Genomic DNA, 24,868 nt, shown 5'->3' with positions numbered 1-24,868 from the left:
AGGAGAAAGTCGATGACCGACAACACCAAAGCGCAACGCGAAACCCGCGACTACCAGGCGGCCGACGCGGCCCACCACATCCACGCCTTCCTCGACCAGAAGGCACTGAACGCCGAAGGCCCGCGGGTGATGGTGCGCGGCGAGGGCCTGTACCTGTGGGACAACGACGGCAACCGCTACCTGGACGGCATGTCCGGCCTGTGGTGCACCCAGCTGGGCTACGGGCGCAAGGACCTGACCGCCGCGGCGAGCGCGCAGATGGACCAGCTGCCGTACTACAACATGTTCTTCCACACCACCCACCCGGCGGTGATCGAGCTGTCCGAGCTGCTCTTCAGCCTGGTGCCGGGCCACTACAGCCACGCCATCTACACCAACTCCGGCTCCGAATCCAACGAGGTGCTGATCCGCACCGTGCGCCGCTACTGGCAGATCCTCGGCAAGCCGCAGAAGAAGATCATGATCGGCCGCTGGAACGGCTACCACGGCTCGACCCTGGCGGCCACCGCGCTGGGCGGCATGAAGTTCATGCACGAGATGGGCGGCATGATCCCGGACATCGCCCACATCGACGAGCCCTACTGGTTCGCCAACGGCGGCGACCTCACCCCCGAGGAATTCGGCCGCCGCTGCGCACAGCAGCTGGAGGACAAGATCCTCGAGCTGGGCGCCGAGAACGTCGCCGGCTTCATCGCCGAGCCCTTCCAGGGCGCCGGCGGCATGATCTTCCCGCCGGAGAGCTACTGGCCGGAAATCCAGCGCATCTGCCGCAAGTACGACGTGCTGCTGTGCGCCGACGAAGTGATCGGCGGCTTCGGCCGCACCGGCGAATGGTTCGCCCACCAGCACTTCGGCTTCGAGCCGGACACCCTGTCCATCGCCAAGGGCCTGACCAGCGGCTACATCCCCATGGGCGGCCTGGTGCTGAGCAAGCGCATCGCCGAGGTGCTGGTGGAGCAGGGCGGCGTGTTCGCCCACGGCCTGACCTACTCCGGCCACCCGGTGGCGGCGGCGGTGGCCGTGGCCAACCTCAAGGCGCTGCGCGACGAGGGCATCGTCACCCAGGTCAAGAACGACACCGGCCCCTACCTGCAGCAGTGCCTGCGCGAGGTGTTCGGCAACCACCCGCTGATCGGCGAGATCCAGGGCGCCGGCCTGGTGGCGGCGCTGCAGTTCGTGCAGGACAAGGCCACCCGCAAGCGCTTCGACAACGAGAACGACCTGGCCTGGCGCTGCCGCACCATCGGCTTCGAGGAAGGCGTGATCATCCGTTCCACCCTCGGCCGCGTGATCATGGCCCCGGCCCTGGTCGCCGGCCGCGCCGAGCTGGACGAGCTGGTGGACAAGACGCGCATCGCGGTGGACCGCACCGCGAAAGAGATCGGCGTGCTCTGACGCCAGTCTCGCAGGCGCTGCCTTCCGTAGGATGGCGTTGAGCGCAGCGATACCCATCGATGGGTATCGCCGCGCACATCCCCTCCTGCGAGCAGCGCCCTTCGCCACAACCGAACAACAACGCCGCGGGCCCACGCAGGCCCGTGCCGTGGAACCTTTTTGCCGCCCGTTCGGCAACTGCCCAGCAATCCAAACCAACAACGCCAACCGGCTGTGGGAGTTCGTTCCATGAAATCGTCCTTGCATTGCATCCTCGCCTGCGCGGTCCTCGCCGCCACCGGCGCCGCCCAGGCGCAGGATCTCACGGTGATCTCCTTCGGCGGCGCCACCAAGGCCGCCCAGGACAAGGCCTACTTCAAACCCTTCGATGCCAGCGGCGCCGGCAAGGTGATCGCCGGCGAGTACAACGGCGAGATGGCCAAGGTGAAGGCCATGGTCAACGTCGGCAAGGTCACCTGGGACGTGGTCGAGGTGGAAAGCCCCGAGCTGCTGCGCGGCTGCGACGAGGGCCTGTTCGAGCGCATCGACCCGGCCGCCATCGGCGACGAGTCGAAATTCGTCCCCGGCACCTTCAGCGAGTGCGGCGTGGCCACCTACGTCTGGTCGATGGTCATGGCCTACGACAGCAAGCGCCTGGCCAAGGCGCCGACCTCCTGGGCGGACTTCTGGAACGTCAAGGACTACCCGGGCAAGCGCGGCCTGCGCAAGGGCGCCAAGTACACCCTGGAAGTGGCCCTGCTGGCCGACGGCGTGAAGCCCGAGGACCTGTACAAGGTGCTGGGCACCCCCGAGGGCGTCAGCCGCGCCTTCAAGAAACTCGACGAGATCAAGCCCTACATCCAGTGGTGGGAAGCCGGCGCGCAACCGCCGCAGTGGCTGGCCGCCGGCGACGTGGTGATGAGCGCCGCCTACAACGGCCGCATCGCCGCCGCGCAGAAGGAAGGCGTGCCGCTGGCCATCGTCTGGCCGGGCAGCCTCTACGACCCGGAATACTGGGCGGTGGTCAAGGGCACGCCGAACAAGGCGCTGGCCGAGAAGTTCATCGCCTTCGCCAGCCAGCCGCAGACGCAGAAGGTGTTCTCCGAGAACATCCCCTACGGCCCGGTGCACAAGGGCACCCTGGAACTGCTGCCGGCCGACGTGCAGGCCGCGCTGCCCACCGCCCCGGCCAACCTGCAGGGCGCCCGCTCGGTGGACTCGGCCTTCTGGGTCGACCACGGCGAGGAACTGGAACTGCGCTTCAACGCCTGGGCGGCCCGCTGAGGCCCCCGGCCAACCCGAGTGCCCGGCGTGCCGGGCACCGCTTTGCCTTGCGAGAACCACAATGACAACGACGCAAACCCCGGCGGCGACCCTGGAGCTGAGCACCATCCAGCCCATCGCCCGGCACGAACGCCACGGCCGCGCCCGCGACCTCTTCACCATCTGGTTCGGCAGCAACATCATGCTGCTCACCGTGGTCACGGGGGCGCTGGCCGTCACCGTGTTCCAGCTGTCCTTCGTCGCCGCGCTGCTGGCGCTGGTGCTGGGCAACCTGGTGGGCGGGGTGTTCATGGCCCTGCACTCGGCCCAGGGCCCGCAGCTGGGCGTGCCGCAGATGGTGCAGACGCGCGGCCAGTTCGGCTCCTTCGGCTCGCTGCTGGTGGTGGCCCTGGTGGTGATCATGTACCTGGGCTTCTTCGCCTCCAACCTGGTGCTCGGCGGCCAGACGCTGCACGCGCGCTTCCCGGCCGTGGCCACCAACGCCGGCATCCTGCTGGTGGGCCTGGTCAGCGTCGTCGCCACCGTCTTCGGCTACCGCCTGATCCACGGCTACACCCGGCTGATGTCCTGGCTGTCCGGCGCGGTGCTGCTGGTCAGCTTCGCCTGGGTGCTGTTCATCCACGGCCTGCCGGCGGACTTCCTGCAGCGCAACGGCTTCAACCTGCCAGGCTTCCTCGGCGCGCTGTCGATCGCCGCGCTCTGGCAGCTGGCCTACGCCCCCTACGTTTCCGACTACTCGCGCTACATGCCGCAGGACACCGGCGCGCGCACCGCGTTCTGGTCCAGCTACTGGGGCTGCTGCCTGGGCTCGATCCTGCCCATGGTCCTGGGCGTGATCGTCGGCCTGTGCCTGGATGGCGGCGACGTGGTCGCCGGGCTGATCGGCATGACCGGCGGCTTCAGCGCCGTGCTGGTGGCGGTGTTCTCCATCGGCATCGCCGCCACCAACGCCATGAACCTGTACTGCGGCACGCTCTCGGCGATCACCGTCGGCCAGACGCTGATCCCGGCCTGGGCGGCCGGCGCCGGCTGGCGCGCGCTGATCGCCCTGAGCCTGTTCGGCGGCTCGCTGGCCATCGCCCTGCTCGGCCAGGACGACTTCATGGCCAACTACACCAACTTCATCCTGCTGCTGCTCTACGTGCTGGTGCCCTGGAGCGCGATCAACCTGGTCGACTATTACCTGGTCGCCCACGGCCAGTACGACGTGCTGTCGTTCTTCCGCCGCGACGGCGGCATCTACGGCACCTTCAACTGGACCGCGGTGAACTGCTACGTGCTGGGCATCCTGGTGCAGGTGCCGTTCATGTCCACCGAGCTGTACACCGGGGTGGTGGCGCGCGCCATGAACGGCGCCGACATTTCCTGGATCGTCGGCCTGGGCGTGGTCTCGCCGGTCTACTGGCTGTTCAGCCGCAAGCGCCAGCGCGCCCTGGCGGAGGCCCGCGCATGAGCCGGCGCAGCGGTTTCTTCTTCGACGAGCGCTGCTTCTGGCACGCCGCCGGGCTGCACGCGCTGATCCTCCCGGTGGGCGGCTGGCTGCAGCCGCCGGCCGGCAGCGGCCATGCCGAGTCGGCGGAGAGCAAGCGGCGGCTGAAGAGCCTGATGGATGTCTCGGGCCTGAGCGCGAAGCTCAAGCTTTCCAGCGCGCCGCTGGCCAGCGAGGAGGACCTGCTGCGCGTCCACCCGCTGGACTACCTGCAACGCTTCAAGGCCATGAGCGATGCCGGCCACGGCGAGCTGGGCGAGGAGGCCATGGTCGGCCCCGGCACCTACGAGATCGCCCGGCAGTCCGCCGGGCTGGCCATCGCCGCGGTGGACGCGGTGCTCAGCGGCGAGCTGGACAACGCCTACGCGCTGTCGCGGCCGCCGGGCCACCATTGCCTGGCCGACCGCGGCATGGGCTTCTGCTACCTGGCCAACATCGCCGTGGCGGTGGAGGCGGCCAAGGCGCGCCACGGCATCCGCCGCGTCGCCGTGCTGGACTGGGACGTGCACCACGGCAACGGCACCCAGTCGATCTTCTATGGCCGCGACGACGTGCTGACTCTGTCGATCCACCAGGCCGACTGCTTCCCGGTGGGTTCCGGCGCCGTGGAAGAGCAGGGCGAAGGCGCCGGCCTGGGCGCCAACGTCAACGTGCCGCTGTACCCCGGCAGCGGCGACGACGCCTATCGCCACACCATGGAACGCATCATAGTGCCGGCCCTGGAGCGCTTCCGTCCGGAGCTGATCGTGGTCGCCTGCGGCTTCGACGCCAACGGCGTGGACCCGCTGGCGCGCATGCTCGCCCACAGCGAGACCTTCCGCGCCCTCACCGCCAGCGTGCGCGAGGCCGCCGAGCGCCTGTGCGACGGGCGCCTGGTGCTGGTCCACGAGGGCGGCTACGCCGAAGCCTACGTGCCCTTCTGCGGCCACGCGGTGATCGAGGAACTGGCCGGGGTGGCCACCGAGGTGGTCGACCCCTTCCTGCCGATGCTCGAAGGCCAGCAGCCGGACGCGGACTTCCGCGCCTTCCAGCGCCAGGCCATCGAGCGCATGGCGCAGAAGCTCGGGCTGGCGTAGGGCGTATAACGCTCCGCGTTATACGCCGTTTGGCCTTCATCACCGATGGCGATGAAGATGAGCCAGGCGTTGTCTATGCGTGGTCGCCCGATTCTGCCGTGGCGTGAGTGTCGGGAGCGGTGTAGCGGCGTATAACCGCGAACGGTTATACGCCCTACGCCCTGTCTTGCCGGCTGCACCGAGGTGCTTTTCGTAGGATGGGTTGAGCTTGCGATACCCATGCGGTGGTAGCGATGGGTATCGCAAGCTCAACCCATCCTACGGGACTCCTACGAAGAGCATGCGGCGCGGAGTCCTTTGTCTCCGGCTGACCCCAGCCTCCCCGCACACGCCGAACGGTCCCCTCTCCCCCCGGGAGAGGGTTAGGGTGAGGGGCCGTTGAGGCACGGGGCGTCATGTTTACCGTAGCGGGCCCTGCCCGCGATTCGCGCGCAGGGCGCGCTCCTACAGGGGAATGCGGCGCAAAAAAAGAGGGAGCCCGAAGGCTCCCCTGGAGAGAAACCGCGGCGGGGGACGCCGCGGTCGGAGCGCTGGCCGCGGCTCAGGCGGCGCGGAACAGGTTGTGCGGGTCGATGACGAATTTCTTCGGCACGCCGGCATCGAACTCGCCGTAGCCCTTGGGCGCTTCGTCCAGGGTGATGACTTCCACCCCGACGATGTCGGCGATCTTGATGCGGTCCCACATGATCGCCTGCATCAGCTGGCGGTTGTACTTCATCACCGGGGTCTGGCCGGTGTGGAAGCTGTGCGACTTGGCCCAGCCCAGGCCGAAGCGGATGCTCAGGCTGCCGTGCTTGGCGGCGTCGTCCACCGCGCCCGGGTCCTCGGTGACGTACAGGCCCGGGATGCCGATCTGGCCGGCCACCCGGGTGATGCCCATCAGCGAGTTGAGCACGGTGGCCGGGGCCTCGTGCTGCGAACCGGAATGGCCGTGGCCGCGGGCCTCGAAGCCCACCGCGTCGACCGCGCAGTCCACTTCCGGCTCGCCCAGCAGGTCGGCGATCTGCTCGTGCAGCGGGGTGTCCTTGGACAGGTCGGCGATCTCGAAGCCCTGGGCCTTGGCGTGGGCCAGGCGGGTCGGGTTGACGTCGCCGATGATCACCACCGCGGCGCCCAGCAGGCGGGCAGAAGCCGCAGCCGCCAGGCCGACGGGACCTGCGCCGGCGATGTACACGCTGCTGCCCGGGCCGACGCCGGCGGTGACCGCGCCGTGGTAGCCGGTGGGCAGGATGTCGGACAGGCAGGTCAGGTCGCGGATTTTCTCCATGGCCTTCTCGCGGTCCGGCAGCTTCAGCAGGTTGAAGTCGGCGTAGGGCACCAGCACGTATTCGGCCTGGCCGCCGACCCAGCCGCCCATGTCGACGTAGCCGTAGGCGCCGCCGGCGCGGGCCGGGTTGACCGTCAGGCAGACGCCGGTGTGCTGCTCCTTGCAGGTGCGGCAGTGGCCGCAGGCGACGTTGAAGGGCACCGAGACCAGGTCGCCGATCTTCATGGTTTCCACGCCGCGGCCGATCTCCACCACCTCGCCGGTGATCTCGTGGCCCAGCACCAGGCCGGTGGGCGCGGTGGTGCGGCCGCGCACCATGTGCTGGTCGGAGCCGCAGATGTTGGTGGAGACCACCCGCAGGATCACCCCGTGGTCGATCTGCCGACCTTGCGGGTCCTGCATCTTGGGATAGGGGATGTTCTGAACTTCGACCTTACCTGGGCCGAGATAAACCACACCACGATTGCCAGACATACGCATTCCTCTTTTTTGTCGTTGTGGGTACAAATGCGCGGCGCGGCGGCCACGCGGCTTTGCACTGGGAATTCGAGCTGGAAGCTCAAAGCGCGAAGCTTGAAGCCAGGCCGCATGCTTCCAGCTTCAGGCTTCCCGCTTCCAACTGCTCTTTTTAGAGAACCACCGTCCGATTCGCGTTGAGGAACACCCTCCGCTCGATGTGGTAGCCCACCGCCCGCGCCAGGGTCAGGCACTCGACGTCGCGGCCCTTGGCGATCAGGTCCTCGGGGTAGTGGGCGTGGTCCACGGCCTCGACGCCCTGGGCGATGATCGGGCCCTCGTCGAGGTCGTTGTTGATGTAGTGGGCGGTGGCGCCGACCAGCTTGACGCCCTTCTGGTACGCCTGGTGGTAGGGCTTGGCGCCCTTGAAGCCGGGCAACAGCGAGTGGTGGATGTTGATCGCCCAGCCGTCCAGCCTGCGGCACAGCTCGGGGGAGAGCACCTGCATGTAGCGGGCGAGGATCACCAGTTCCGCGCCGCTTTGCTCGATCACCTGCCACACCTTGGCTTCCTGGGCGGCCTTGTCCTGCGGGTCGAGGGCGAAGTGGTGGTAGGGGATGCCGTGCCAGCGCGCCAGGGGCTCCAGGTCCGGGTGGTTGGAGACCACCGCCACCACGTCCATCGGCAGCTGGCCGATGCGCTGGCGGTAGAGCAGGTCGTTCAGGCAGTGGTCGGCCTTGGAGACCATGATCACCACCTTGCTGCGGTAGCCCGGCGGGGTCAGTTCGGTCTTCATCTGGAAGGGCTCGACGCGCTCGGCCAGGCTGGCGCGGAAGGCCGCCTCGTCGAAGCCGGGCGGGGCGCGGAATTCCACGCGGATGAAGAAGCGCTGGGCCAGGCGGTCGTCGAAGGAGTGGTGCTCGGTGACGTAGCACTGCTGTTCGAACAGGTGGCGCGTCACCACGTCGACGGTGCCGAGCAGGCTCGGGCTGTCGGCGGTGAGGATCCAGGTATCGGGGGTGCGGCTCATGGCGTGGCTCCGGTGGCGACGCGGGAGGGCGGGCCGGGTGGCCCGCCCGCCGGGATCAGGCGGCGATCTGCAGGCCGTACTCGGCGCTGGCGTCCTGCAGCCACAGCCAGAAGTAGTCGGCGAAGCTGCGGCGCACCACCAGTTCCCAGGTGTCCTCGCCGGTGTGGCGGATCACGCACTGGGACTTGGCGAAGATGCTGCCCACCGCCTTGCCCACCGGGAAGTTGCTCGGGTGCACGTCGTAGCTGGTGGACTTCATCAGCAGTTCGCGCACCTTCGGCCCGGTGAGTTCCAGCAGGGTCTGCCCGCCGCTGACGTTGACCACCGAGTAGTGCAGGTCTTCGCCGAGGGTTTCGCGCAGCTTCTTCTCAACAGTGAATTCCTCGCCGCCGGGGACGATCAGCAGCCACTCGTCCGGGCCTAGCCACTGCAGCGAGACCTCGCCCTTGGCCACCAGGCCCAGGGCCACCGGCAGCTCCAGGCCCAGGGCCTTGTGCACGCCTTCGGCGAAGGCCGCGTCATGGGCGCTGCCGCGCAGGGTCAGGTGGCCCAGCAGCTTCTTCTCGCGCAGGGTGATGCCGGCGTTGGCGACGCTGCGGCCGGCGAGCTTGTCCAGCTCGGCGTGGTGCAGCGGGGTCTCGACTTTCACCCCGGCTTTGGGGCATTGCTGGTAGAGGTTTGCCTTGCTCATTCGTATTCACCTTGGGGCGCCGTGCGCCCTGGAATCCTGACGCCCTCCCCCCGTCGGAGGAGGGCTCGGCCTTCGCTTGCGGCTTGTCGCTTACCGCTTGCAGCTGCTCTTAATCCACATTCTGCCGTTCGCCTTTCGGGTCGTAGAACACCGAGCTGCAGATTTCCGCCTCGATCACCCGGCCGTCGACCAGGGGCGCGTAGACCTTCTCGCCCATGCGCTTGAGGCCGCCCTTGACCACCGCCAGGGCGAAGCCGTAGCCGAGGGTGCTGCTCATGTAGCTGGAGGTGACGTGGCCGACCATGTTCATCGGGATCGACTGCTGGGTGGTGAACACCAGCTGGGCGCCTTCGGGCAGCACGTCCATGGGGTTGGTAGGTTTCAGCCCGACCAGTTGCTTGCGGTCTTCGCGCAGGCAGTCGGCGCGGTTCATGCCGCGCCAGCCGATCCACGAGAAGGGCTTGGTGCGGCCCACGGCCCAACCCATGTTGAGGTCGTCCGGGGTCACCGAGGCGTCGGTGTCCTGGCCGACGATGATGAAGCCCTTCTCGGCGCGCAGCACGTGCATGGTCTCGGTGCCGTACGGGGTCAGGTTGTACTTCTTGCCGGCCTCGACTATGGCTTCCAGCACGCCCATGGCGTAGTTGGCCTGGATGTTCACCTCGTAGGAGAGCTCGCCGGTGAAGGAGATGCGGAATACCCGCGCCGGCACGCCGGCCACCTTGCCTTCCTTCCAGGTCATGAAGGGGAAGGCGTCCTTGTCCAGGTCGATGTCGGTGACCTCGGCCAGCAGCTTGCGGCTGTTGGGGCCGGACAGGGTCAGGGTGGCCCAGTGGTCGGTGACCGAGGTGAAGTACACCTTCAGCTCCGGCCATTCGGTCTGGTGGTACAGCTCCAGCCACTCCAGCACGCGGGCGGCGCCGCCGGTGGTGGTGGTCATGACGAAGTGGTTGTCCGCCAGGCACGCGGTCACGCCGTCGTCGAAGACCATGCCGTCTTCCTTGCACATCAGGCCGTAGCGGGCCTTGCCCACGTCCAGCTTGGTCCAGGCGTTGGTGTAGACGCGGTTGAGGAACTCGCGGGCGTCCGGGCCCTGGATGTCGATCTTGCCCAGGGTGGAGGCGTCCAGCAGGCCCACCGACTCGCGCACCGCGCGGCATTCGCGGGCCACGGCGGCGTGCATGTCCTCGCCGGCCTTGGGGAAGTACCAGGGGCGCTTCCACTGGCCGACGTCCTCGAACTCGGCGCCGTTCTTCACGTGCCAGGCGTGCAGGGCGGTGAAGCGCACCGGCTCGAACAGGTGGCCGCAGTGGCGGCCGGCCACGGCGCCGAAGGTCACCGGGGTGTAGTTCGGGCGGAACATGGTGGTGCCGGTCTCGGCGATGCTCTTGCCCTGGGCGCGGGCGGCGATGGCCAGGCCGTTGATGTTGCCCAGCTTGCCCTGGTCGGTGCCGAAGCCCAGCGCGGTGTAGCGCTTGACGTGCTCGATGGACTCGAAGCCCTCGCGGCAGGCCAGTTCGATGGCCGCGGCGGTGACGTCGTTCTGCGGGTCGACGAATTGCTTGGGCGCACGGGAGGTGGGCTTCTCGTGGGGCACCTGGAACAGTGCCACGGTCGGCTCCTCGACCCGCTCGGAAGCCTTCGGCAGCTCGCCTGCGACGGCCTTGAAGCCGGCGTCCTCGGCGGCCTGGGTACCGGCGTTGTAGCCGTCCTGCAGGTTGTCGGCGAGGCGGAACACGCCGTTCACGGCGCCTGCGCAGATGCGCTTCTGCAGGCCTTCGCCGGGGACGAAGGCGAGGATGTCCTCGCGCCACTCGGGCTTGCCGCCCAGGTGCGAGGCCAGGTGCACCACCGGGCTGTAGCCGCCGGAGCTGGCGATCAGGTCGCAGTCCAGCCAGTCGCCGGGGGCGGTGACCTTCAGGCGGATGGGGTCGATGGCGGCGATTTTCGCGCCGCTCACGCGCTTGCCGCCGCGGGCTTCGATCACCGCGCTGCCGGTGATGACGCGCATGCCGCGCTTGCGGGCTTCTTCCACCCACTCGCCGCGCGGGTTGGCGCGGGCGTCGGCGATGGCCACCACTTCCAGGCCGGCTTCCTGCCAGTCCAGGGCCACGCGGTAGGCGTAGTCGTTGTTGGTGGAGAGCACCAGCTTCTTGCCCGGCGCCACGCCGTAGCGGCGCACGTAGGTGGAGACCGCGCCGGCCAGCATGTTGCCCGGCAGGTCGTTGTTGGCGTACACCAGCGGCCGCTCGTGGGCGCCGGCGGCGAGCACCACGCGCTTGGCGCGCACGCGGTGCACGCGGTGGCGCACCTGGCCCAGCGGCGCGGTTTCACCCAGGTGGTCGGTGAGGCGCTCGTGGATGGTGAGGAAGTTGTGGTCGTGGTAGCCGTTCACCGTGGCGCGCGGCAGCAGCACGACTTCCGGCAGCGACTTCAGCTCGGCCAGCACCTGCGCCACCCATTCGGCGGCGGGCTTGCCGTCGAGGGTCTCGCGGGTGTCCAGCAGGCTGCCGCCGAACTCTTCCTGCTCGTCGGCCAGGATCACCCGGGCGCCGGTGCGCGCGGCAGCCAGGGCCGCGGCCAGGCCGGCGGGGCCGGCGCCGACCACCAGCACGTCGCAGTGGCGGTTCATCCAGTCGTAGCTGTCCGGGTCGACCTCGGTGGGTGCGCGGCCAAGGCCGGCGGCCTTGCGGATGTACTTCTCGTAGGTCAGCCACATGGACTGCGGGTACATGAAGGTCTTGTAGTAGAAGCCGGGGGGCATCATCTTGCCGCCGACCTTGCCGAACACGCCCATCAGGTCGTTCTGCACGTTCGGCCAGCCATTGGTGCTGCTGGCCACCAGGCCCGGGTACAGGGCCTGCTGGGTGGCGCGCACGTTGGGCACCTGGGTGGCCTCGCGCGAGCCGATCTGCAGGATGGCGTTGGGCTCCTCGGCGCCGGCCGCGACTATGCCGCGGGCGCGGGAGTACTTGAAGCTGCGGCCGACCACGTCGACGCCGTTGGCCAGCAGGGCGGCGGCCAGGCTGTCGCCGGCGAAGCCCTGGTATTGCTGGCCGTTGAAGGTGAAGGTCAGCGGCTTGCTGCGGTCGATGCGACCGCCACGGGAAAGGCGATTGATCTGGCTCATGTTCAGGCCTTCGCGACTGCGGGCTGGGCGGCGGGTTTCTTCTCGGCGCTGGTCACGCTGGGTTTCTCGCCGATCTTGTAGGTTTCGAGGATCTCGTAGGTCACGGTGTGGCGGGTGGCGTTGAAGTACTGCCGGCAGCCGGCGGCGTGCACCCACAGCTCGTGGTGGATGCCGCGCGGGTTGTCGCGGAAGAACATGTAGTCGCCCCACTCCTCGTCGGTGCAGGCGCCGGGGTCCAGCGGGCGCGGGATGTGCGCCTGGCCCTTGGCGTGGAATTCCTCTTCGGAGCGCAGCTCGCCGCAATGGGGGCAGAAGATGTGAAGCATGGTCTAAACCTCCGGGGTTGCCTTCCGTGGGAGGCGGGGCGCCGGCTCTTCGCCGAACCACCCTCTCCCGCCCTTCGGGCACCCTCTCCCGCAAGCGGGAGAGGGGAATCAGTTGTCGCCCTGCGGGCGAATGTTCAATGTGCGACGGCGGCCGCGCCGTGTTCGTCGATCAGCGCGCCACTGTGGAAACGTTCGATGGAGAAGGGTGCGGCCAGCGGGTGCGGCTCGCCGGTCGCCAGGGTGGCGGCGAAGACGTTGCCCGAGCCGGGGGTGGCCTTGAAGCCGCCGGTGCCCCAGCCGCAGTTGAAGAACAGGTTCTTCACCGGGGTCTTGCCGATGATCGGGCAGGCGTCCGGGGTGGTGTCGACGATGCCGCCCCACTGGCGGTTCATGCGCACGCGGGAGAGCACCGGGAACATCTCGACGATGGCCTGCAGGGTGTGCTCGATCACAGGATAAGAGCCGCGCTGGCCGTAGCCGTTGTAGCCGTCGATGCCGGCGCCGATGACCAGGTCGCCCTTGTCCGACTGGCTGATGTAGCCGTGCACGGCGTTGGACATGATGACGCTGTCGATGATCGGCTTCAGCGGCTCGGAAACCAGGGCCTGCAGCGGGTGCGATTCGATCGGCAGGCGGAAGCCGGCGAGCTTGGCCATGTGCCCGGAGTTGCCCGCGGTGACCACGCCGACGCGCTTGGCGCCGATGAAGCCGCGGTTGGTCTCGACGCCGATTACCGCGCCGTCCTGCTTGCGGAAGCCGATGACCTCGGTCTGCTGGATCAGGTCCACGCCCAGGGCGTCGGCGGCGCGGGCGAAGCCCCAGGCCACCGCGTCGTGGCGGGCCACGCCGCCGCGGCGCTGCACGGTGGAGCCCATGATCGGGTAGCGGGCGCTCTTGGTGCAGTTCAGGTAGGGGATTTCCTCGGCCACCTGCTGGGCGTTCAGCAGCTCGCCGTCCACGCCGTTGAGGCGGTTGGCGCTGACGCGGCGCTCGCCGTCGCGCATGTCCTGCAGGGTGTGGCAGAGGTTGTAGACGCCGCGCTGGGAGAACATGACGTTGTAGTTGAGGTCCTGGGACAGGCCTTCCCACAGCTTCATGGCGTGCTCGTAGAGCTGCGCTGACTCGTCCCACAGGTAGTTGGAGCGGACGATGGTGGTGTTGCGCGCGGTGTTGCCGCCGCCCAGCCAGCCCTTCTCCACCACCGCGATGTTGCGGATGCCGTGTTCCTTGGCCAGGTAGTAGGCCGTGGCCAGGCCATGGCCGCCGCCGCCGACGATGACCACGTCGTACACCGGCTTGGGCGTGGGCGTGCGCCACATGCGCTGCCAGTTCTCGTGGTGGCTCAGTGAGTGCTTTAACAGGCCGAAGCCGGAGTAGCGTTGCATGTGGGTGCTCCTGAAAATCTCGTGTCGCGGCGTTCTACCTGTAGGAGCGGGCCCTGCCCGCGATGCTTTCGGCCATTCGCGGGCGGGGCCCGCTCCTACGGAGCAAGGGCCGCGGGAATCTCAACGATAGACCGGGAAGTCGGCGCACAGGCCGGCGACCTGGGTGGCCACCTTGGCCTCGACGTCGGCGTCGCCCAGGTGGTCGAGCACGTCGCAGATCCAGCCGGCCAGCTCGCGGCTCTGTTCTTCCTTCAGGCCCCGGCTGGTGATGGCCGGGGTGCCGACGCGGATGCCCGAGGTGACGAACGGGCTCTGCGGGTCGTTGGGCACGGCGTTCTTGTTCACCGTGATGCCCACGCGGCCGAGGGCGGCGTCGGCTTCCTTGCCGGTCAGGCCCTGCTTGACCAGGCTGATCAGCATCAGGTGGTTGTCGGTGCCGCCGGAGACCACGTCGTAGCCGCGGTCGATGAAGACTTCGGCCATGGCCTTGGCGTTCTTGATCACCTGGGCCTGGTAGTCCTTGAACTCCGGCTCCAGCGCTTCCTTGAAGCACACCGCCTTGGCGGCGATCACGTGCATCAGCGGGCCGCCCTGGGCGCCGGGGAACACCGCGGAGTTGAGCTTCTTCTCGATCTCCTCGTTGGAGCGCGCCAGGATCAGGCCGCCGCGCGGGCCGCGCAGGGTCTTGTGGGTGGTGGTGGTGACCACGTCGGCGTAGGGCAGCGGGTTCGGGTACAGGCCGGCAGCCACCAGGCCGGCGACGTGGGCCATGTCGACGAACAGCAGCGCCCCGACCTTGTCGGCGATGGCGCGGAAGCGCGGGAAGTCGAGAGTCTTGGAGTAGGCGGAGAAGCCGGCGACGATCATCTTCGGCTTGTGCTCCACGGCCAGGCGCTCGACCTCGTCGTAGTCGATCAGCCCGGTGGCGGTGTCCAGGCCGTACTGCACGGCGTTGTACAGCTTGCCGGAGGAGGAGACCTTGGCGCCGTGGGTCAGGTGGCCGCCGTGGGCCAGGCTCATGCCCAGGATGGTGTCGCCGGCGTTGAGCAGCGCCAGGTACACCGCCGAGTTGGCCGAGGAGCCGGAGTGCGGCTGGACGTTGGCGTAGTCGGCGCCGAACAGCTGCTTGGCGCGGTCGATGGCCAGCTGCTCGACCTTGTCGACGTGCTCGCAGCCACCGTAGTAGCGCTTGCCCGGGTAGCCTTCGGCGTACTTGTTGGTCAGCCCGCTGCCCTGGGCCTGCATGACGCGCTTGCTGGTGTAGTTCTCCGAGGCGATCAGCTCCAGGTGGTCTTCCTGGCGTTCTTCCTCGGCGGCCATGGCGGCGAAGAGTTCGTCGTCGTAGCCCTGGATCTGGTCATGCTTGCTGAACATCGCGGTCTCCGTGCGACAGGCGCGTCGCTTGTGGGTGGAGGCTGCCCTGACCGCCCGCGCCGGGAGCCTGGCGGGGCTCGGCGCGAAGGGATCGGTATTAGCCAGTTGCAATCGATTGTGCGCAATAGCCAGCCCCCCCATTTGCCTGTTTGCGACGTCAAAATGCCCAAACCTACCCGCGCGCTGCACCGCCCGTCCCTGCTTCGTCTGCGCCGGGCCCGCGACGGCCGCGAAGGCGTCGGCGCGACATCGCCAAGGGTGTAAGCTGGAGGCCGCCAGCGCCCCCGGCGCATGTCGCAGAAGAACAAGAAAAGCAGGCTGCCCTGACTGCCGCCGATTCTCGGCTGCCTGGCCGGGGAAAAGATGTCCGCTCCCGACCTGAAAATGCACCTGGCTGCCACCGGGCCACTGCTGCACGCCGCGCCGCCCAGCGGCTAGAATGCCGCCACTGTCAAACCCGAGGACGCCATGAAACGCTCCCTGATCCTGCTCAGCGCCCTGATGCTCGGCGCGACCCTCCACGGCTGCGGCGGTGGCGACGACAAGGCCAAGGCCGAGAAGGCCGCGGCCGCCGCGGTGCCGGCCGACAGCTGCACCGGCCACCCGCTGGAAAAGGCCCTGCCGCCGAGCAAGGAAATGTACGGCTACCCGTTCATCTCCCGCGAATGCGGCTACAACGACGCCAAGCTGGTGTACGGCACCGCCGACGGCAGCCGCCACCTGGAGATCAGCCTGATCGACACCGGCATGCCGGCCCCGGCCCAGGATGCCAACAGCGAGCAGGCCATCGCCTACCGTGGTGCGCAGGACAAGCTGCGCGACATGACGCATTCCAGCCTGACCTTGCTGAACAAGACTCGCGAGACTGCGATCAAGAATGGCACCGCCGACAAGTTCGGTGGCGACGACTATCTGCCGGTGATCGACACCACGCGCATGGGGGATCCCCTGGGCATAGTCGCGCCGGCCAAGGGCGAGGCGGGTGAGTCCAGCCTGACCGGGCTGATCAAGGGGCGCTATGTGCTGACCCTGAGCAGCCCGGACAAGCCCAATGGCGGTAGCACCCAGTCCATGCGGCAGTTGTTCGTGCCTATCGTCGAGCAGATGAAGCTGACGGCGTTGCCCTGATCGACTGCCTGGGCTCCCGGCCACGCCGGAGGCCCAGGTGGCACGAATGGCCCCATTCGCGAGCCGTCGTAGGATGGCGTTGAGCGAAGCGATACCCATCACCGCGACCGCATGGGTTTCGCCAAGGCTCAACCCATCCTACGAAGAGCACCTCGGCGCAGCCTGAAAGACAGTTGCTACGGCTCCAGGAAAGCGCGGGCGTAGGAGCGGACTTTGTCCGCGATTGGATTCCCCCAGCCACGCCGAACAGCCCCCGCCGTAGGATGGCGTTGAGCAGCGATACCCATCACCGCGACCGCATGGGTTTCGCCAAGGCTCAACCCATCCTACGAAAAGCACCCCGGCGCAGCCGGCAAGACAGTTGCTCCTACAAAAGCTGCGATTTCGCTACGCTGCCTGTGGATGACTTTTATCTTCCCGAGGCAGCTTTCGATGTTCGACATTTCCCAGCAATTCGCCAGCGACAACTATTCCGGCATCTGCCCGGAAGCCTGGGCCGCCATGGCCGAGGCCAACCGCGGCCATGAGCGCGCCTACGGCGACGACCAGTGGACGGCGCGCGCCTCCGACCACTTCCGCGAGCTGTTCGAGACCGATTGCGAGGTGTTCTTTGCCTTCAACGGTACCGCCGCCAACTCCCTGGCTCTGGCCGCCCTGTGTCAGAGCTACCACAGCGTGATCTGCGCCGAGACCGCCCACGTCGAGACCGACGAGTGCGGCGCCCCGGAGTTCTTCTCCAACGGCTCCAAGCTGCTGCTGGCGCGCACCGACGAGCAGGGCAAGCTGACCCCCGCGGCTATTCGCGAAATCGCCCTGAAGCGCCAGGACATCCACTATCCCAAGCCGCGGGTGGTGACCCTCACCCAGGCCACCGAGGTCGGCACCGTCTACCGCCCGGACGAGCTGGGCGCGCTGAGCGCCACCTGCCGCGAGCTGGGCCTGCACCTGCACATGGACGGCGCGCGCTTCTCCAATGCCTGCGCCTTCCTCGGCGCCACCCCGGCGGAGCTGACCTGGAAGGCCGGCGTCGAGGTGCTGTGCTTCGGCGGCACCAAGAACGGCATGGCGGTGGGCGAGGCCATCCTGTTCTTCGACCGCGAACTGGCCGAAGGCTTCGACTACCGCTGCAAGCAGGCCGGCCAACTGGCCTCGAAGATGCGCTTCCTCGCCGCGCCCTGGGTCGGCGTGCTGCAGGACGACGCCTGGCTGCACTACGCCAACCACGCCAACCAGTGCGCGCGCCTGCTGGCGCAGCGGGTGGCCGACGTGCCGGGCGTGCAGCTGATGTTCCCGGTGGAGGCCAACGGGGTGTTCCTGCAGATGTCCGAACCGGCCCTGGAAGCCCTGCGCCAGCGCGGCTGGCGCTTCTATACCTTCATCGGCGCCGGCGGCGCGCGCTTCATGTGCTCCTGGGACACCGAAGTCGAGCGCGTCAAGGCGCTGGCGCAGGACATTCGCCAGGTGATGGGCGCCGCCGCCTGAGTTGTCCACCGAATCTGTCGAAAACCCTGTGCGCAGCCTGTGGCCGGGCTGTGCGCAGGCGGCTGGCATATCGTGTGCGGACCATGGCGGCGGAGCATTCGTCACCGTAGCCCTGGGTCTGGCCATGCTGGCTGAACATCGTGGTATCCGTGCGGCGCACATTTGCGACACGCCTGTCGCTGACGAAACGGCGTACTTGCGAATCGGATGCACCTGGCATTGGCGAGGGTGGCTATTTGACAAGGTACATGGGTTCCCAATGATGGAGTCCTGCCATGTCCAAGCCTGCTGCCCGCCAGACCGACATCGATGCCTGCCCGTTACCAGGGCATGGCTCCAATCCCACTGTCACGGGCTCACCCGACGTACTGATCAATGGCCTGCCAGCGCTGCGCGTTGGCGACAGCAGTGCCTGCGGCGACGTGGTTGTCGAGGGGATGACCAGCATCCTGGTCAATGGCCGGCCGCTCGCCTTCCAGGGAAGCACTACCGCCCATGGCGGCGTGATCATTTCCGGATCTGGCGATGTGCTCATTGGTAACCAGCACACGCCGGCGCCTTTCGTGCCGCCGGCGCCCATGCCCAATACCTTTCAGGACAGGTTTCAGCTGGTCTGTTCGCAGACCGGTGAACCGCTGCCCCATTACCCCTACGTCATTCGTCGTGCCAATGGCGCAATGGAGAAGGGCGTATCCGATGACCAAGGATTCACCCACCTAGTCAGATGCGTGGGCGAAGCGGAGAAGGTCCAGATTCTCGCGGGAGGTGACGCATGAGCGGCGAGGCCGATGCCGCTCTTAAAGCGCCCGGGGTCGCCGATACACGAGAACTGACCCCGGCGGCAGACCAGGCGGTGAAAAAGATTCCGGTGGTCGTGAAAACGGCGGTGGTGTTTTTTATCGGTGGTGCGGCGGACAGGGAGTCCTATTACTTCCAGGGGCCGAACGACAACGTCGATGAGGCCAAGAAGATACTGGATGCCGATTTTGAAATGCAGAAGCAGGCAGGCGCGTACGCCTCCTATCATGTGGGCTACAGCGACGTGCGAGGCGGCAGGGACATCAGAAAGTACGTGCTGAGCAAGATTGTCTCCAAGGCCATGCCCGTCTACCTGGTGGGGCATAGTCTGGGTGGCTGGAACGGCGCACACCTTTCGCAGATTCTCAGCGACAAGGGCTACAAGGTGAAGGCGCTGATAACGCTCGACCCGGTCGGGGAGGGTTCCATTGTCTGGGTGGGTTCGGACATCTACATGAACAAGCCAACGCCGCAGGCCGAATTCTGGATCAATGTTCGCGCCAATGCCGAGAGTCCGGACGCGTCGGACCGCGTTGCCGAATTCGGTGAGCGCTGGATTCCCCAGGGTGCCAACATCAGTGTTGTAGCGAACATCCACCACGCCAATGCCGGCCGGATGTTCACGGTCATGATGCCGCAGGGCTTCTCGCCCTATGACTATCTCAGGCGCTCCATCCAGGAGTACCTGGCGAAATGAACAAGGTGCGGGTGTTCGCTTCGCTGCTTATCGTCTCGCTCTGTTCGGCCTGCATGAGAGACCATCACCAGCCGATCGCCAACCTGGCCTACCTTCGTTCGCAACCGGTGGAAGGTCGTATCAGCTTCCATCTTTACTTCGCCTCCGATCTGGATCTCGACGAGGTCTATTCCCATCTGGAGGGGAGCGGCAAGATCGGGCAGCGGCTTTACTGCTCCCTCGAGCGTGAGCCGCAGTTCAGCATGGGCCATGTGATCCCGGCGTTCGGCGAGGGTACCGTCGAACGCATTGGCCAGGGCGGCGGCCGTTATCTCTATCTCTCCAGCCTGCACTTCGCGGAAACCAGTGACGAGGGCCGGTCGGATCGATTCATTGACCAGCGGCGTTTCAAGGAGATTCTTGCCGGGCGTAGGAACGTCCCATGCAAGGTGGTGATGACTGCCTACGGCTACAAGGCCTATTTCTCCAACATCCTCCTGCTGCCTGCAGACGACCTGCTGCCCATGCTGCCGGAGCAATGACGAGCCCGCGGGGCGACGCAGTGCCTCCCTTTGGCGCCTCCATACCTGCATCGGCGCCTGCGGCGTGTTCCTAGACACCGAAGTCGAGCGCGTCGAGGCGCTGGCGCAGGACATTCGCCAGGTGATGGGCGCCGCCGCCTGAGTTGTCCACCGAATCTGTCGAAAACCCTGTGCGCAGCCTGTGGCCGGGCTGTGCGCAGGCGGCTGGCGGGCGCATGGCCGCTGGGCCGGGCCAGGGCGCTCGGGGTTTGTCCGGCGGGCTGGATTCTGCCCCCGGAATCTGTTGGCCGTGCTGTGGATAAAGTGTGAATGAATACCTTCGCGCCAGGCCGGGCGGGGCCTGCGCGCGGCTGTATGTTTTTTGACCTTGTTTCCGCTGCGCGCCTTGATTTTCAAGCACTTGCCGCGACCTTTCGGTGACCGACGAGTTGCCCACAATGGCTGTGGAGCGAGGCGCGGGAAAGCTGTGGAAAAGCTGTCAGTGAATGGCTGCACGAGCGAAACGGCGAGGGCTGCCGGGTATTGCTGGTTTTTTCGCCAATGGCCCTGTCTCCGGGCGCTGCGGAAAAAACCGGCGGCCAATCGTCGCGGACTGTCCACGGCTTCTGTTGAACGGCTTGTGACAAAGCTGTGGATAAACTGCCGCCGGACAGGCTTTTCGGGGCTTGCGCGGCACTGCTCGAAAAATCACCAGCGTTGCGCTTGAAGGCCCGTGGCGCAAGGCTTGCCAGCCTCTCCAGCGAATCTCCCGAACTGTCCACAATGGCTGTGGAGGCGACCTTCAGCAAGCTGTGGAAAAGCTGTGGTGAAACGACTGTGACAGGCATGCCCGCTGGGCTCGTGGCGGCTGGCTGTTTTTTGCCCAGAGAGTCCCGAGGTGCTACCTATACTTGCCGTTACCCTGCCTGGGAGGTGCCCCATGTCGAACTACTCGGTCGAACAGATCCGCACGGTCGCCCTGGTCGGCCATGGCGACAGCGGCAAGACCCTGCTCGCCGAAGCCCTGCTGCAACGCAGCGGCGCCATTCCCGCGATGGGCTCGCTGGAGCGCGGCGATACCCTGTGCGACGCCGACCCGCTGGAGCGCGACTATCACCATTCGCTGTCCGCCGCCCTGGCGCACTTCGAGCACGAGGGCGCGCACGTCCAGCTCATCGATACCCCCGGCCTGCCCGACTTCATCGGCCACGCGCTGCCGGCCCTGGCGGCGGTGGAGACCGCGCTGGTGGTGGTCAACGCGCAGAACGGCATCGAGCTGAACACCCACCGCATGATGGACTGGGCCGCCGAGCGCGGGCTGTGCCGGATGCTGGTGGTGAACAAGATCGACGCCGAGCGCGTCGACCTGCCGACGCTGCTGGCCGACCTGCGCGAGGCCTTCGGCAAGGAGGTGCTGCCGCTGAACCTGCCGGCCGGCGGTGCGACTCGGGTGGCCGACTGCTTCTTCGCGCCCGCCGGCGAGGCGGACTTCTCCTCGGTGGAGGAGGCGCACCAGGCGCTGGTCGACCAGGTCGTGGAGGTCGACGAGGAGCTGATGGCGCGCTACCTGGAGCAGGGCTCGATCCAGCCGGAGGAACTCCACGAACCCTTCGAGCGGGCCCTGCGCGAAGGCCACCTGATTCCCCTGTGCTTCGTCTCGGCGCGCACCGGCGCCGGCGTCGACGAGCTGCTGGCGGCGCTGGCGCGGCTGGCGCCCAACCCCGCCGAAGGCAACCCGCCGCTGTTCGAGCGGCTGGACGAGCAGGGCGGCGCCAGGCCCTTTCGCTCGCAGCCGGACCCTGAAGCCCACGTGCTGGCCCATGTGTTCAAGGTGGTGATCGACCCCTTCGTCGGCCGCCTGGCGGTGTTCCGCGTGCACCAGGGCACCGTGCGCCGCGACATGCAGCTGTTCGCCGGGGACGGCCGCAAGCCGTTCAAGGTCGGCCACCTGCTGCGCCTGCAGGGCAAGCGCCACGAGGAGGTGCCGCAACTGATCCCCGGCGACTTCGGTGCGCTGACCAAGGTCGAGGAGCTGGAGTTCGACGTGGTCCTGCACGACTCCCACGACGAGGACCACATCCGCCTGGCGCCGCTGGACTTCCCCACGCCCATGCAGGGCCTGGCCATCGAGGCCGGCCGTCGCGGCGACGAGCAGCGCCTGGCCGAGGTGATGCAGCGCCTGCTGGCCGAGGACCCCTGCGTGCGCCTGGACTACAACGCCTCCACCCAGGAAACCGTGCTGCGCGGCATGGGTGAGCTGCACCTGCGCTACCTGCTGGAGCGCCTGACCGGCAGCTACAAGCTGGAAGTGAACACCCGAGCGCCCAGCGTGCCCTACCGCGAGACGGCCACACGCCCGGCCGAGGGCCATTGCCGGCACAAGAAGCAGACCGGCGGCGCCGGCCAGTTCGGCGAGGTGTTCCTGCGCGTGGAGCCGCTGCCGCGCGGGGCCGGTTTCGAGTTCGTCGACGCCATCAAGGGCGGGGTGATTCCGGGGCAGTTCATCCCCTCGGTGGAGAAGGGCGTGCGCGCGGCGCTGGCCGCCGGGCCCCTGGCCGGCTTCCCGGTGGAGGACGTGAAGGTCACGGTGTTCGACGGCAAGAGCCACTCAGTGGACTCCAAGGACATCGCCTTCCAGGCCGCCGGGCGCAAGGCCATGCTCGACGCCCTGCGCAACGCCGGGGGGCTGGTGCTGGAGCCGGTGGTGAACATCGCGGTAACGGCGCCGGAGGCGCGCCTGGGCGACATCACCGCCGACCTCACCGGCCGCCGCGGCCAGGTGCTGGGCACCGAGCCGCTGTCGGCCCGCGCCACCCTGGTGCGCGGCCAGGTGCCGCTGGCGGAGCTGGAGGGCTACGCCAACCGGCTGAAGGCGATCACCGCCGGGCAGGGCTTCTTCACCCTGGAGGCCAGCCACTACAACCCCGTGCCGCAGGACGTGCAGCAGCGCCTGGCCAGTGGGTACAAGGCGGTGCAGGAAGAAGACTGAGGAGGCCGGGTCCTGTCTTGCCGGCTGCGCCGGAGCGCTCTTACGAGAAACCGTGTCCGCCCGGCGTGGCAGGAGCAACTGTCTTGCGCCGAGGTGCTCTTCGTAGGATGGATTGAGCTTGTGAAACCCATGCGGTTGCGCTGATGGGTATCGCTTCGCTCAACGCCATCCTACGAAAAGCCGTGCTTCCTGGAATCGTAGGAGATTTATCCGCGATGCCCTGTGCGTGGGCTCGGCCTATCGCTCCAGGCGCATCAATTCAGATGCAGTTCCACCCCGAAGCGCCGCGACAGGCACGGCCACTGCTTCCAGGCGGTGACCGTCTGCGGGTCGCTCAGGCGGGCGCGGTAGGCTTGCGCCGCCGGGCTGGCGAAGACGCTGTCGTCGAGCATCGAGTCCACCGCGTGGTGCACGGCCTCGTCCAGCTGGTTGGCGAAGGGCTCGCCGATCAGCTGGTGCGCCACCAGGTTGGCCACTGTGGTGTCCAGTGGGATCAGCGGCTGGCCGAAGTGGGCGATGTAGCGGTCGTTCACTTCCTCCACCAGGCGGTGCGCCAGGTAGGCCTCGTCGAGCAGCGCGTCCAGGCCGTCGTGGCCGGCCAGCAGGTCCGGCGGGGTCAGGAAGAAGTGCTCGGCGACCTTCAGCACCGGCTTGATCCTTTCCTCTATGCCGGCGTTGCGCGCCACGCTGGTGGCGGCTTCGAGGAACTCGGGGACCTGCTCGATATAGGCATGGACGAAGCGGGTGAGCACCTGGACGGCATCGTCGCCGCTCAGGTTGATGCTCGGGTGCAGGCCCGCCATCTGGCTGTGGATGAGCCGCGCCAGGTGCCCGTTGCGTGCCTCGAGCCGGTGGGCCTGCTGAATCAGTTCGCGCAGTGCTGCGATATTCATGACAACTCCAAGACAACTCGATTTGGAAAGTGAAGAAAGACCTTAGCCGGGCGGGTCGGCGAGCTAAGACGCGATCGTCATAATCACGCAACCTTTATGAGGTTCGGGCATATCAAGCCGCCACCATGGTAGCGCAAAGCCGCAGGCGGCGTGGGTTTGAGAGCACCTTTCGCAATTGCGGAGGAGTTTTTTGCGCTGCGTTGTTATGTCGCAACCCCTGGCTATACTCCGATTCGACACACCTGAACCTGATGAACCCGGCCTGCCTTGCACGTGCCGAGGCTCGGCGGTCAAAGTTTGCTGTCTTGGCGGTCGCTCCCTTGGCCGCTGGCGTTTGCCGGCGGGATAAGAACAACGATAAGGGGAACCCGAATGCTGCGACATCCGCGTACCTGGATGGGCTTGCTGTCGCTCCTCGTGTTTACTCCGGCGCACGCCGCCTGGACGGTGAACATGACCCCGGGGGCGACCGAGGTCAGCCGTAACGTGTTCGACCTGCACATGACCATTTTCTGGATCTGTGTGGTCATCGGCATCATCGTCTTCGGCGCCATGTTCTGGTCGATGATCGTCCACCGCCGTTCCACCGGCCAGCAGCCGGCGCATTTCCACGAGAGTACCGCAGTGGAAATCCTCTGGACCGTGGTGCCGTTCCTGATTCTGGTGGTGATGGCCATTCCCGCCACGCGCACCCTGATCCACATGTACGACACCTCCGAGCCGGAGCTGGACGTGCAGATCACCGGCTACCAGTGGAAGTGGCAGTACAAGTACCTGGGCCAGGACGTGGAGTTCTTCAGCAACCTGGCCACCAGCCAGGAGCAGATCCACAACAGGGATCCCAAGGACGAGCACTACCTGCTGGAAGTGGATAACCCGCTGGTGCTGCCGGCCGGGGTCAAGGTGCGCTTCCTGGTGACTTCCAGCGACGTCATCCACTCCTGGTGGGTGCCGGCCTTCGCGGTCAAGCGCGACGCCATCCCCGGCTTCGTCAACGAGGCCTGGACCAAGATCGATGAGCCCGGCGTCTACCGCGGCCAGTGCGCCGAGCTGTGCGGCAAGGACCACGGCTTCATGCCCATCGTCGTCGACGTGAAGGCCAAGCCGGACTTCGACAAGTGGCTGGCCGAGCGCAAGGAAGAGGCCATCAAGCTCAAGGAGCTGACCAGCAAGGAATGGACCAAGGAAGAACTCGTCGCCCGCGGCGACAAGGTCTACCACACCATCTGCGCCGCCTGTCACCAGCCCGAGGGCCAGGGCATGCCGCCGATGTTCCCGGCGCTCAAGGGCTCGAAGATCGTCACCGGGCCCAAGGAGCACCACCTGGAAACCGTGTTCAACGGCGTCCCGGGCACGGCCATGGCGGCCTTCGGCAAGCAGCTCTCGGAAGTGGACATCGCCGCGGTGATCACCTTCGAGCGCAACAGCTGGGGCAACAACGACGGCGACATGGTCACTCCGCAAGACGTAGTGGCCTACAAGCAGAAGCAAAAATAACG

The 24,868-nt window shown here is 67.2% G+C and carries 20 protein-coding genes; 11 read left to right on the top strand and 9 right to left on the bottom strand.

Going from position 1 to position 24,868, the window contains the following annotated elements; genetic code table 11:
• Window positions 1-12 precede the first annotated feature (12 nt).
• From FG99_RS12590 to FG99_RS12575, 4 genes are all read left to right on the top strand, one after another.
• Window positions 13-1,395 (top strand): aspartate aminotransferase family protein, encoded by a 1,383-nt coding sequence (locus FG99_RS12590; protein WP_043269996.1) that lies wholly within the window; start codon window positions 13-15, stop codon window positions 1,393-1,395.
• 228 nt (window positions 1,396-1,623) lie between these two features.
• A complete protein-coding gene (locus FG99_RS12585) occupies window positions 1,624-2,658 on the top strand; it encodes an ABC transporter substrate-binding protein (protein ID WP_043269994.1) in 1,035 nt (344 codons plus the stop codon).
• Window positions 2,659-2,719: 61 nt separating this feature from the next.
• Window positions 2,720-4,111, top strand: a complete 1,392-nt coding sequence (locus tag FG99_RS12580; protein WP_043269990.1) for a purine-cytosine permease family protein — start codon at window positions 2,720-2,722, stop codon at window positions 4,109-4,111.
• Window positions 4,108-5,223 carry a class II histone deacetylase gene (locus FG99_RS12575; RefSeq protein WP_043269989.1) on the top strand — a complete coding sequence of 372 codons (1,116 nt, stop codon included), beginning with the start codon at window positions 4,108-4,110 and terminating at the stop codon, window positions 5,221-5,223. The genes FG99_RS12580 and FG99_RS12575 overlap by 4 nt, the downstream gene beginning before the upstream one ends.
• A gap of 541 nt (window positions 5,224-5,764) precedes the next feature.
• Here FG99_RS12575 and fdhA read toward each other — a convergent pair.
• From fdhA to glyA, 7 genes are all read right to left on the bottom strand, one after another.
• Window positions 5,765-6,964 carry a formaldehyde dehydrogenase, glutathione-independent gene (fdhA, locus tag FG99_RS12570; protein WP_043269987.1) on the bottom strand — a complete coding sequence of 400 codons (1,200 nt, stop codon included), beginning with the start codon at window positions 6,962-6,964 and terminating at the stop codon, window positions 5,765-5,767.
• A gap of 154 nt (window positions 6,965-7,118) precedes the next feature.
• The gene (purU, locus tag FG99_RS12565) at window positions 7,119-7,976 is read right to left on the bottom strand and encodes a formyltetrahydrofolate deformylase (protein WP_043269984.1); all 858 of its coding nucleotides are present in this window, start codon (window positions 7,974-7,976) and stop codon (window positions 7,119-7,121) included.
• Between the two features lie 55 nt (window positions 7,977-8,031).
• Window positions 8,032-8,667 (bottom strand): sarcosine oxidase subunit gamma, encoded by a 636-nt coding sequence (locus tag FG99_RS12560; protein ID WP_043269982.1) that lies wholly within the window; start codon window positions 8,665-8,667, stop codon window positions 8,032-8,034.
• Window positions 8,668-8,776: 109 nt separating this feature from the next.
• Complete coding sequence (locus FG99_RS12555; RefSeq protein ID WP_043269975.1) at window positions 8,777-11,797, bottom strand: sarcosine oxidase subunit alpha; 3,021 nt, start codon at window positions 11,795-11,797, stop codon at window positions 8,777-8,779.
• A 2-nt stretch (window positions 11,798-11,799) separates the two neighbouring features.
• Complete coding sequence (locus tag FG99_RS12550) at window positions 11,800-12,123, bottom strand: sarcosine oxidase subunit delta (RefSeq protein ID WP_009614657.1); 324 nt, start codon at window positions 12,121-12,123, stop codon at window positions 11,800-11,802.
• Between the two features lie 134 nt (window positions 12,124-12,257).
• Complete coding sequence (locus tag FG99_RS12545; protein WP_009614658.1) at window positions 12,258-13,508, bottom strand: sarcosine oxidase subunit beta; 1,251 nt, start codon at window positions 13,506-13,508, stop codon at window positions 12,258-12,260.
• A 120-nt stretch (window positions 13,509-13,628) separates the two neighbouring features.
• A complete protein-coding gene (glyA, locus tag FG99_RS12540; protein ID WP_043269972.1) occupies window positions 13,629-14,882 on the bottom strand; it encodes a serine hydroxymethyltransferase in 1,254 nt (417 codons plus the stop codon).
• Window positions 14,883-15,350: 468 nt separating this feature from the next.
• Between glyA and FG99_RS12535 the strand changes: the two genes are divergently transcribed.
• The 5 genes from FG99_RS12535 (at window position 15,351) to FG99_RS12515 (ending at window position 19,508) form a co-directional block, all read left to right on the top strand.
• Window positions 15,351-16,010 carry a hypothetical protein gene (locus FG99_RS12535; protein WP_009614675.1) on the top strand — a complete coding sequence of 220 codons (660 nt, stop codon included), beginning with the start codon at window positions 15,351-15,353 and terminating at the stop codon, window positions 16,008-16,010.
• A 432-nt stretch (window positions 16,011-16,442) separates the two neighbouring features.
• Window positions 16,443-17,492, top strand: a complete 1,050-nt coding sequence (locus FG99_RS12530; protein WP_043269970.1) for a threonine aldolase family protein — start codon at window positions 16,443-16,445, stop codon at window positions 17,490-17,492.
• A 275-nt stretch (window positions 17,493-17,767) separates the two neighbouring features.
• A complete protein-coding gene (locus tag FG99_RS12525; protein WP_009614679.1) occupies window positions 17,768-18,268 on the top strand; it encodes a PAAR domain-containing protein in 501 nt (166 codons plus the stop codon).
• Window positions 18,265-18,987: an alpha/beta hydrolase gene (locus FG99_RS12520; protein WP_043269968.1), complete on the top strand. Its 723-nt coding sequence runs from the start codon at window positions 18,265-18,267 to the stop codon at window positions 18,985-18,987. Before FG99_RS12525 ends, FG99_RS12520 begins: the two co-directional genes overlap by 4 nt.
• Complete coding sequence (locus tag FG99_RS12515) at window positions 18,984-19,508, top strand: hypothetical protein (RefSeq protein ID WP_043269966.1); 525 nt, start codon at window positions 18,984-18,986, stop codon at window positions 19,506-19,508. The genes FG99_RS12520 and FG99_RS12515 overlap by 4 nt, the downstream gene beginning before the upstream one ends.
• Before the next feature lie 392 nt (window positions 19,509-19,900).
• On the opposite strand, the gene FG99_RS32095 is transcribed toward FG99_RS12515, so the two are convergent.
• Complete coding sequence (locus FG99_RS32095) at window positions 19,901-20,335, bottom strand: hypothetical protein (RefSeq protein ID WP_141766065.1); 435 nt, start codon at window positions 20,333-20,335, stop codon at window positions 19,901-19,903.
• Between the two features lie 92 nt (window positions 20,336-20,427).
• Here FG99_RS32095 and fusA point away from each other — a divergent pair, with 92 nt between their 5' ends.
• Window positions 20,428-22,476 carry an elongation factor G gene (gene fusA / locus FG99_RS12510; RefSeq protein ID WP_043269965.1) on the top strand — a complete coding sequence of 683 codons (2,049 nt, stop codon included), beginning with the start codon at window positions 20,428-20,430 and terminating at the stop codon, window positions 22,474-22,476.
• 254 nt (window positions 22,477-22,730) lie between these two features.
• Here fusA and FG99_RS12505 read toward each other — a convergent pair whose 3' ends face one another.
• On the bottom strand, window positions 22,731-23,369 hold the full coding sequence (locus FG99_RS12505; RefSeq protein ID WP_009614683.1) for a hypothetical protein: 639 nt from the start codon (window positions 23,367-23,369) through the stop codon (window positions 22,731-22,733).
• A 372-nt stretch (window positions 23,370-23,741) separates the two neighbouring features.
• On the opposite strand from FG99_RS12505, the gene coxB reads away from it, so the two are divergent.
• Window positions 23,742-24,866 carry a cytochrome c oxidase subunit II gene (gene coxB, locus FG99_RS12500; protein WP_081884612.1) on the top strand — a complete coding sequence of 375 codons (1,125 nt, stop codon included), beginning with the start codon at window positions 23,742-23,744 and terminating at the stop codon, window positions 24,864-24,866.
• Window positions 24,867-24,868: the final 2 nt, after the last annotated feature.

Origin of the sequence: Pseudomonas sp. AAC (assembly GCF_000725445.1) — a bacterium.
Classification (GTDB): Bacteria; Pseudomonadota; Gammaproteobacteria; order Pseudomonadales; family Pseudomonadaceae; genus Pseudomonas; species Pseudomonas citronellolis.
The sequence above is the reverse complement of the archived record's forward strand: the minus strand, read 5'-3'. Positions and strand labels throughout refer to the sequence as shown.

Coding starts and splice junctions, on each gene's coding strand:
- FG99_RS12585 (WP_043269994.1), top strand. CDS start 1,624: ATGAAATCGTCCTTGCATTGCATCCTCGCCTGCGCGGTCCTCGCCGCC.
- coxB (WP_081884612.1), top strand. CDS start 23,742: ATGCTGCGACATCCGCGTACCTGGATGGGCTTGCTGTCGCTCCTCGTG.
- FG99_RS12555 (WP_043269975.1), bottom strand. CDS start 11,797: ATGAGCCAGATCAATCGCCTTTCCCGTGGCGGTCGCATCGACCGCAGC.
- FG99_RS12590 (WP_043269996.1), top strand. CDS start 13: ATGACCGACAACACCAAAGCGCAACGCGAAACCCGCGACTACCAGGCG.
- glyA (WP_043269972.1), bottom strand. CDS start 14,882: ATGTTCAGCAAGCATGACCAGATCCAGGGCTACGACGACGAACTCTTC.
- FG99_RS12520 (WP_043269968.1), top strand. CDS start 18,265: ATGAGCGGCGAGGCCGATGCCGCTCTTAAAGCGCCCGGGGTCGCCGAT.
- FG99_RS12505 (WP_009614683.1), bottom strand. CDS start 23,369: ATGAATATCGCAGCACTGCGCGAACTGATTCAGCAGGCCCACCGGCTC.
- FG99_RS12580 (WP_043269990.1), top strand. CDS start 2,720: ATGACAACGACGCAAACCCCGGCGGCGACCCTGGAGCTGAGCACCATC.
- fdhA (WP_043269987.1), bottom strand. CDS start 6,964: ATGTCTGGCAATCGTGGTGTGGTTTATCTCGGCCCAGGTAAGGTCGAA.
- fusA (WP_043269965.1), top strand. CDS start 20,428: ATGTCGAACTACTCGGTCGAACAGATCCGCACGGTCGCCCTGGTCGGC.
- FG99_RS12575 (WP_043269989.1), top strand. CDS start 4,108: ATGAGCCGGCGCAGCGGTTTCTTCTTCGACGAGCGCTGCTTCTGGCAC.
- FG99_RS12550 (WP_009614657.1), bottom strand. CDS start 12,123: ATGCTTCACATCTTCTGCCCCCATTGCGGCGAGCTGCGCTCCGAAGAG.
- FG99_RS12525 (WP_009614679.1), top strand. CDS start 17,768: ATGTCCAAGCCTGCTGCCCGCCAGACCGACATCGATGCCTGCCCGTTA.
- FG99_RS12545 (WP_009614658.1), bottom strand. CDS start 13,508: ATGCAACGCTACTCCGGCTTCGGCCTGTTAAAGCACTCACTGAGCCAC.
- FG99_RS12535 (WP_009614675.1), top strand. CDS start 15,351: ATGAAACGCTCCCTGATCCTGCTCAGCGCCCTGATGCTCGGCGCGACC.
- FG99_RS12560 (WP_043269982.1), bottom strand. CDS start 8,667: ATGAGCAAGGCAAACCTCTACCAGCAATGCCCCAAAGCCGGGGTGAAA.
- FG99_RS12530 (WP_043269970.1), top strand. CDS start 16,443: ATGTTCGACATTTCCCAGCAATTCGCCAGCGACAACTATTCCGGCATC.
- FG99_RS32095 (WP_141766065.1), bottom strand. CDS start 20,335: ATGCCTGTCACAGTCGTTTCACCACAGCTTTTCCACAGCTTGCTGAAG.
- FG99_RS12515 (WP_043269966.1), top strand. CDS start 18,984: ATGAACAAGGTGCGGGTGTTCGCTTCGCTGCTTATCGTCTCGCTCTGT.
- purU (WP_043269984.1), bottom strand. CDS start 7,976: ATGAGCCGCACCCCCGATACCTGGATCCTCACCGCCGACAGCCCGAGC.